Raw genomic sequence first — 7,874 nt, 5'->3', positions numbered from 1 at the left:
TCATCGACACACTGTTGAGTTCTCAAAGAACACGCGCACACCACCACTCGAAACCCTCAGGCTCCTCGTTTCGGGGCAACTGTTCCAGCCTAACCGAACCAAGTCTCGGACGCAAATCCGCTACTTTGTCGGCCACCCGAACGCGCTCCACCATCCTACAGGATGTTTCACACTCGGATTTTCAGGCGCTCTCCGTACAACCTCGTTTTCCCTCGCTGAGCTGCGAAGCTCGGCGGCGGGTCGGTGTCCGTGTCGCTCTGACCTGGAATAAGTTACGGGGCTTTGCACTGGAACGCCAAATTGCCTGGTCACAGGGCTTGCCCGGCCACTCTGGATCGGAAAGCCGCAGGTAGACCGAACGGGGCGGGGCGAACCCCGCCCCGTTCGGGCACAACTTGATCTTCGTGACGCCGGACACGTCAGCCGGCGAGCACCTTGATGCCACCGAAGTTCTTCCGTCCCCGTCGGATCACGAGCCACTTTCCGTGCAGCAGATCCGTCGCGCTCGGCGCCCAGTCGTCGGCCTCGACTCGCTGGTTGTTCACGTAGGCGCCGCCTTCCTTGACAGCTCGGCGCGCAGCGCCCTTGCTCTCGCACAGCCCGCTCGCTACCAGGAGATCGATGATCGTGTCCGGCTCACCTGCTCGAACCTCTGCGATCGACGCCTCCTTCAGCGCAGCCGCGAGCGTCGACTCGTCGAGGTCCGTCAGCTCGGCGCGGCCGAACAACGCCTTGCTCGCGAGCTCAACCGCGTCCGTATTTGCCTGTCCGTGGACGAGCGTCGTCATCTCGGCAGCGAGCCGGCGCTGCGCCTCACGAGCCTGCGGGCGCTCCGCCGTCGCGGTCTCGAGCTCCGCGAGCTCCTCCTGCGTCAGGAACGTAAACCAGCGCAGGTAACGCATGACATCCGCGTCACCGGTGTTCACGAAGTACTGGTACCAGGCGTACGGGCTGGTCATCTCGGGATCGAGCCACAGGCTGCCGCCACCGGTCGACTTGCCGAACTTCTTGCCGTCCGCAGACGTCACGAGCGGGACCGTCATCGCGTGGACCGAGGCACCGTCGAGCTTCCGGTTGAGGTCGACCCCGGCGATGATGTTGCCCCACTGGTCGGAGCCGCCGACCTGCAACGCGCAACCGTAGTTGCGGCGCAGGTGCACGAAGTCGTTCGCCTGCAGCAACATGTAGCTGAACTCGGTGTAGGACATGCCGTCGGACTCGAGACGCCGCTTGACGGTGTCCCGCGCAAGCATGACGTTCACGGAGAAGTGCTTACCGATGTCGCGCAGGAAATCGATTGCCGTCAGCTTGGACGTCCAGTTGGCGTTGTTCTCGATGACCGCGCCGGTCGGTGAATCGTCGAAGTCGACGAAGCGCTCGAGCTGCGAGCGGATGCGATCGGCCCATTCGGCGACCGTGTCGGCCGAGTTCATGGTGCGCTCGCCGACATCGCGGGGGTCACCGATCATGCCGGTGGCGCCACCGGCCAGGACGATCGGCCGGTGACCTGCGCGCTGGAAGCGCTTGAGGGCGAGCAGCGGGACCAGGTGGCCTGCGTGCAAGCTCGGCCCGGTCGGATCGAAACCGGCATACAACGTGACTGGACCGGCCTCGGTCTCACGACGCAGCGCGTCCAGATCGGTCGACTGGGCGATGAGGCCCCGCCAGGTCAGTTCGTCAAGGATGTTCTCAGTCACGCACCCGATCATCCCATCGCTCGGTGACCGCAGGTGCGCGCGGGCTGCGGCGGTACGCGGAAACGGCGGCCGAGCCCGGGATCCACAGCCGCCACGGCCGGTCTGCGGCAACGGCGATCCCGACCCGTGGGCCGCTCCGGTAGGGCGTCGGCTCCCCCAGCCCCAGGCGCGTGTCCGGGTGGGTCCCGAACAGGTCGACCCCGTTGTCGTCGAGGGTCAGGCCGAGTGCCGAACCGAGGTTGCCCGGTCCGCGGGCGGCGTCGGAGTGACGACTGATCCCCGGACGGCGTGAGGCGACCAGCTCGTGGCCGTCGATGATCTCTGCAGCGCGCAGCAGCACGCCACCGGCGACGCCGTCCGGTCCGTACGAGACGTTCGCGCAGTAGTGCATTCCGTAGCTGCGGTAGACGTACAGATGGCCTGCGTCACCGAACATCACCGCGTTCCGCGGTGTCCGTCCCCGGAAGGAGTGCGACGCCGGATCCGGCCATGGGCCCTGTAAGTCGCCTCCATACGCCTCCACCTCGACTATCCGCGCCCGCACCGCGCCGACGGTCAGCGTCGCGCCGAGAAGGGCCCGGGCCGCCTCGATCGGGCGGTCGGCGTCGCGGAGGACGTCGCGTCCAGGAGTGGTCACGGTGACGATTGTGCACCGACGTCGCGCGGTGGCGTCCGGAGCGTTGACGGGCGTCCCCGCGCGGGCAAATAATTCACCGAACGGTGAGTTCATCGCTCGATGAATCGAGGTCGACATGACCGGAACCTCCGCTTCGTCCTCCGCGGCGATAGAGATCCACGAGCTCAATGTCCGACGCGGTGGCGCCCCCGCACTGAGGGACGTAACCCTGGCGATCCCCCGCGGAACGGTCACGGGGCTGCTCGGTCCGTCGGGGTGCGGCAAGACCACTCTGATGCGGTGCATCGTCGGCACCCAGATCGTGGAGTCCGGCACGGTCACCCTGCTGGGCCGCCCGGCGGGCGCGGCGGCTCTGCGGCGTCGGATCGGCTACGTGACCCAGGCGCCGAGCGTCTACCTGGATCTGACGATCAGGGACAACGTGCGGTACTTCGCCTCGTTGTACGGCCGCGGCAACGACGCGGTCGCCGACACCATCGAGGCCGTCGGCCTGACGACCCACACCCACCACCGAGCGGGCGACCTGTCGGGCGGGCAGCTCGGCCGAGTGTCACTGGCGTGCGCACTGGTCGCCCAGCCGGAACTGCTGGTGCTGGACGAGCCCACCGTCGGGCTCGACCCCGTCCTGCGCGCCGAACTGTGGGAACACTTCGCCTCGCTTGCCGCTGCGGGCACGACACTGCTCGTGTCGAGCCACGTCATGGACGAGGCCGACCACTGCGAGAACCTCCTGCTGCTGCGGGACGGCCGGCTGCTCGCGCACGTGCCACCGGACGAACTCCGGCGCCGTACCGACAAGGCAAACCTCGAGGAGGCGTTCCTCTCGCTAATCCGGGAACACCAGGTCGGAGTCCAGCCATGATCATCACGCCCCGTATCTACACCGCGAGTACGACGCGCATCCTGCGTCAGCTCCGCGTGGACCACCGGACCGTCGCGATGATCCTGGTGGTGCCGTCGTTGCTGATGGTGCTCCTGTACTTCCTCTATCAGAACGTCCCGACCCCGCCCGGCCAGACTCCGCTGTTCGACCGGATCGCGATCACGATGCTCGGCATCATCCCGTTCATCGTGATGTTCCTGGTGACGTCGATCGCGATGCAGCGCGAACGCAGTTCCGGCACCCTCGAACGCCTGCTGACCACGCCCCTGTCGAAGCTCGACCTGCTCGCCGGCTACGGCACCGCCTTCTCGATCGCCGCGGCGGCGCAGGCCGGCCTCGCCTGTGCGGTCGCCTTCGGATTTCTGAACCTGACCACCGAAGGCAGCGTGATCTGGGTCCTGCTCATCGCGGTGGTCAACGCCGTACTCGGGGTCGCGCTGGGCCTGCTGTGCAGCGCGTTCGCCCGCACCGAGTTCCAGGCCGTGCAGTTCATGCCGGTCATCGTGATCCCGCAACTCCTGCTGTGCGGGCTGCTGGTTCCGCGGGGTCAGCTGCCGCAGTGGCTGGAGTGGATCAGCAACGTGCTGCCGCTGAGCTACGCGGTGGAGGCCCTGCAGCAGGTGGCCACCAATCCCGGCACGACCACGTTGATGTGGCGTGACCTCGGGATCGTGGTGGCGTTCGTGGTGGTCGCGCTGAGTCTCGGGGCCGCGACACTGCGTCGGCGGACACCGTGATGGCGGAGTCGTCCTCGCCGACCCGTTCCGGGAGGCGTCCCGGGCGCTCGGGGACCCGCGACCGGATCCTGCAGGTCGCTCGAAACCAGTTCGCGAGCAAAGGGTTCGACCACACGACCATTCGCTCGATCGCGTCGGAGTCCGGCGTCGACTCGGCACTCGTCCACCACTACTTCGGCACAAAGCAGCGCCTGCTGGTCGACGCGATCGAGCTACCCATCGACCCCGCGACGATCCTCGGCGCGCTCGGGGCGGCCCCGGTGGACGCACTGGGCGAGACGCTCGCGCGGACAGTGATCGGGGTCTGGGACTCCACGCACCAGCCCGCGGTGGTCGCCGCGGTGCGGTCCGCACTGACGGGCGGCGAGGAGAACCTCGTCCGCAGCTTCCTCCTCGAGGTCGCGCTGAAGGGCATCGCCGCGAGGGTGGACTCCCCGACCGGAACCGGGGACCTGCGCGTCGCACTCGTCGCCTCGCAGATGACGGGTCTGTTCGTCACCCGCCACCTGTTGAGGATCGAAGCCCTGCGGACCCTGTCCACGGAGCAGACCGTCCAGCTGATCGCGCCGACACTGCAGCGCTATTTCACCGGACCGCTGGAACCGGTCTAGTCGGTGCGGGAGGCGACGCCGCGCGCGACGAAGTCGTCGTGCTCGGCGTCGGTGACATCACGTGCCTCGTCGACCAGCAGCACGGGGATCCCGTTCTCGATCGGGTAGGCCCGGTGCAGGCGCGGGTTGTAGAGCAACTCGTCACCGACCAACAGCAACGGCCCCTTGTCCTGCGGGCACGCCAGAATGCTGAGCAGGGTGGGATCAATAACCACTTCAGTCCTCTCGGGCCGTCCGGGATCTCGGCCGGTCCAGGCTACAAGTCTCCGCGGGAGTGCTCACGCGGGCACCCCACCCGGCTTCGCCGACGGGTCCCCGAACGTCGCCGCCGTCGCCTTGGTGAGGCGCTTGTACCGGCCGGTGTCCACGTCGAGGTACCACGCGCGCACGCTCGGCTTCGGGAGGCCCGCTGCCTGCAACTCGGACGCCCGAGGGCGGTACGAGGCGCCGAGCGGGATGCGGTCGACGACGTGCACGATGTCGGGGCACTGCTCGATCGGCAACTGCCCGAGTGCGGCACCGATCTCCGCCGCGCTGGGGACGCGTCCCTCGTGGACGGTGATCGCCGCGACCGCCACGTGGGACTCCCCCGCGGGCACTGGATACGCGACCGCCAACTCGACCTGCGGCATCTCCCCGAGGGCATCGACGATCGGCTGCGTGAAGACCGGTCCGCGCGCTGCGGCGACCACGGTGCGCTTGTGGTCGACCAGCCAGTAGTCTCCGTCCGCGTCCCGCCGGAAGAGGTTCTCGGTGGGCACCCAGGCGTCGCCGGCAGCGAAGACGCCCCGCATCACGCCGGGAACCGCCTCCGCGCGTGCGCCCGGCCGACCGAGAAGCAGGCCTACTTCCTCGTCCTCGCACTCACGGACGAATCCCTGCGCGTCCTCGAGCAGACGCCCCTCGATCGGGTCGTACGCGCCCAGTCGAACCTCGGCGCTGCCGGGGAGCGGGCGCCCCTTGGAACCGACCTTCGCGCCGGAGACATTGACCAGAACCACGTCACCCTCGGTGGACGCATAGAACTCGAGCACCTGCGCCGGGGCGAACCGCTCGGTGGTTCGGCGCCACAGCCCGGGCGGCATGCCCGAGCCGATGAACAGGCGCACGGGATGCCCGTGCTCGAGCGGCAGCAGCTTGGCGTCGAGGATCTCACGCAGCATCGTCCACGTGTAGCTGACGACCGTGACCCCGTACCGGTGGATCTCCTCCGCGAAGCGCTCCGGATCCAGCCCGCGCGACAGCGCGATCCTCGAACCGCCCGCGACCGCGCCACCGAGGGTGGCCATCAGCCCCGACGAATGATGCAGCGGTGCAAGGCAGTACACCGTGTCGCCGCGACTGAGCGAGGCCGCGGACGCCGTACCGAACGCCGAGAGCGCCCAGCGGTAGTTCGTGATGAACTTGGCCTCGAGGCTGCCGCGCGACCCACTGAAGATCACGAACGCCAGTTCCCGTGCCAGCCCGGGATCCGGGCGATACCAGCCGGGCAGTGTCACCGCATCCGGGTCGACCTGCTCCAGGTCCACCACGTCCGGCCCCAGCTCGACGTCGAGCCCGCGGAATTCGCCGCCGCCGAGCACGAGGACCTTCTTGCCGGTCGCCACCGCGTCTTCGAGGTGGTCGGGGTCGACGAGGATGCGATCGACCCCACCCAGTCGCACCGCTTCGTCGAGATCCCCGCCCGGCGGCAACAGCGCTGCGACGGCACCGAGCCGCGACAGCGCCGCGATCGCGACCAGCGCGCTGGGGCGGGTCTCCATCAGGACACCGACATGGTTGGCCGGCCGGATACCGGCATGGATGAGACCACGGACCACGTTGTCGATGCGCGTGTTGACGGCGGCGTTGGTGTGCACTCGATCGTCGAACAGGAAGAACTCCCCGTTCGCCGCCTTGCGTCCCTGCTCGGCGAGCAACAGCCCCAGGGAGATCCGCGAGTGCGGCTGCAGCTGACCGAGCCGAGCAAGTCTCGGCAACGCACGAGCAGCCTCGACGGAGAGCTCGCGGGTGCCACGCACGGTGTCGGTGGCGAGATCCGCGATTCCCTTGCCGACGCCCACACCGACCTCGGCGATGGACGCGACGGTATGGGCCAGCCGGTTGGCGATGCTCACACCGCTGTCGGTGCCGGACGGCTCGTCGTGGATCATCGCGTCGACGGTGTCCGGGCGCGGCCCGGTGCCCTCACGCCATCGAACCCACTGTCCGGTGGTCGGCCACGTCCGGGCTGCCGCGGCGGAGCCGACGACGAGGCCGAAGTGCCCTGCGCGCAACGTCGATTCGAACGCCTCGGCCCGGGGCGCTGCCCGCTTGATCCCGCGCACGGCGAGCGGTTGGCCGATGTCGTCGACCTCACCGACGAACGCAAGAACCGGACACGTGATCTCGGCGAGGCTCACCGGGGTGTCCTTGATGACGAACCCACCGGTCATCATCCGGTTGTGGACGATGAACTGCTTGAGCAGTTCGGCGACCGCGGGGCCGGACCACGCCACCCAGCCGTCCTGCGCCAGGAAGCGGCGCTGCTGCTCGCGCGGCAGCAGCGCTTCGCGGTCGTGCAACTGCCGCAGGAAGTCGAGTCGGGATTTCGCGGTCTTCACCGGATCGAGCAACTGGAAGCCGGTGCGCGCCATCCACCCGGCGATCGACAAACGGTTGAACACGTGGTCGGCGAGCACGTCGGCGGCCTTGGTCGCGATGCCCTCGGGGATGTTGAACGGCAGCGCGGCCAGCGTGTCGACGGGCGCACCGAAAGTGATCAGGCTGGCGATGTTCCGGCACCGCCGGAAGGCCGCGGCCTGGTAGCAGAACATGCCACCCTGCGAATAGCCCGACAGGTGGACGTCACGACCGGTGTGCTCGTGGACCAGGTCGATGATCTCGCTGATCGCGACAATGTGATCCGCGAGTGTGCGGTCCCAGCCGCCCTCCTCGGTGTCCGGGGAGCCGAAGTCGACGACCCACGGATCGATGCCCATCTCGTGCAGGATCCCGACGGCGCCCTGGTCACGGGTGACGTCGTACACGTCCGCCGACATCATCATCGGCGGCACGAGCACGATCGGCGGCCCGGCCTGATCCGGAGCGGTGTCCGGGAAGTATCGGCGCAGTCGATACATCGGGGCGCGCTCGACGATCTGGAACGGCGACGGTGTGGCACCGGTTTCCAGACCGCCGAGGCGAACCACCTCGAGGCCGTTCTGTGCCGTGGCGACGGCTCGCCGAAGCGAACCCACCACGTAGTCGGAGCTCAGACTCACCAGCACTCCCCCAGCAACCCATCGTGACTTGCATCACATCATGTTC

General features: G+C 68.2%; 7 protein-coding genes. 3 read left to right on the top strand and 4 right to left on the bottom strand.

Annotated elements, in window-relative coordinates; all coding sequences use genetic code 11:
• Positions 1 to 419: 419 nt before the first annotated feature.
• A complete protein-coding gene (gene tyrS / locus DEU38_RS18610) occupies positions 420 to 1,697 on the bottom strand; it encodes a tyrosine--tRNA ligase (protein WP_114722887.1) in 1,278 nt (425 codons plus the stop codon).
• Positions 1,690 to 2,334, bottom strand: a complete 645-nt coding sequence (locus tag DEU38_RS18605; protein ID WP_258557994.1) for a DNA-3-methyladenine glycosylase — start codon at positions 2,332 to 2,334, stop codon at positions 1,690 to 1,692. Before DEU38_RS18605 ends, tyrS begins: the two co-directional genes overlap by 8 nt.
• 115 nt (positions 2,335 to 2,449) lie before the next feature.
• Here DEU38_RS18605 and DEU38_RS18600 point away from each other — a divergent pair, with 115 nt between their 5' ends.
• The 3 genes from DEU38_RS18600 to DEU38_RS18590 are packed head-to-tail and all read left to right on the top strand — an operon-like array spanning position 2,450 to position 4,565.
• On the top strand, positions 2,450 to 3,196 hold the full coding sequence (locus DEU38_RS18600) for an ABC transporter ATP-binding protein (RefSeq protein WP_114722873.1): 747 nt from the start codon (positions 2,450 to 2,452) through the stop codon (positions 3,194 to 3,196).
• Positions 3,193 to 3,954 (top strand): ABC transporter permease, encoded by a 762-nt coding sequence (locus DEU38_RS18595; RefSeq protein WP_114722872.1) that lies wholly within the window; start codon positions 3,193 to 3,195, stop codon positions 3,952 to 3,954. The genes DEU38_RS18600 and DEU38_RS18595 overlap by 4 nt, the downstream gene beginning before the upstream one ends.
• Positions 3,954 to 4,565 carry a TetR/AcrR family transcriptional regulator gene (locus DEU38_RS18590; protein ID WP_114722871.1) on the top strand — a complete coding sequence of 204 codons (612 nt, stop codon included), beginning with the start codon at positions 3,954 to 3,956 and terminating at the stop codon, positions 4,563 to 4,565. The genes DEU38_RS18595 and DEU38_RS18590 overlap by 1 nt, the downstream gene beginning before the upstream one ends.
• On the opposite strand, the gene DEU38_RS18585 is transcribed toward DEU38_RS18590, so the two are convergent.
• Both DEU38_RS18585 and DEU38_RS18580 read right to left on the bottom strand, forming a co-directional pair.
• Positions 4,562 to 4,780, bottom strand: coding sequence for a Trm112 family protein (locus tag DEU38_RS18585; protein WP_114722870.1), 219 nt, complete (start codon positions 4,778 to 4,780; stop codon positions 4,562 to 4,564). The genes DEU38_RS18590 and DEU38_RS18585 overlap by 4 nt on opposite strands.
• Positions 4,781 to 4,843: 63 nt before the next feature.
• The gene (locus DEU38_RS18580; protein ID WP_397484733.1) at positions 4,844 to 7,831 is read right to left on the bottom strand and encodes an acyl-CoA synthetase; all 2,988 of its coding nucleotides are present in this window, start codon (positions 7,829 to 7,831) and stop codon (positions 4,844 to 4,846) included.
• Positions 7,832 to 7,874 lie beyond the last annotated feature (43 nt).

The organism is Rhodococcus sp. AG1013 (assembly GCF_003350365.1).
Lineage (GTDB): Bacteria > Actinomycetota > Actinomycetes > Mycobacteriales > Mycobacteriaceae > Prescottella.
The sequence above is the reverse complement of the archived record's forward strand: the minus strand, read 5'-3'. Positions and strand labels throughout refer to the sequence as shown.

Bases quoted from the DNA above. Each gene is read 5' to 3' on its own strand.
- DEU38_RS18600 (WP_114722873.1), top strand. From the start codon at position 2,450: ATGACCGGAACCTCCGCTTCGTCCTCCGCGGCGATAGAGATCCACGAG.
- DEU38_RS18595 (WP_114722872.1), top strand. From the start codon at position 3,193: ATGATCATCACGCCCCGTATCTACACCGCGAGTACGACGCGCATCCTG.
- DEU38_RS18590 (WP_114722871.1), top strand. From the start codon at position 3,954: ATGGCGGAGTCGTCCTCGCCGACCCGTTCCGGGAGGCGTCCCGGGCGC.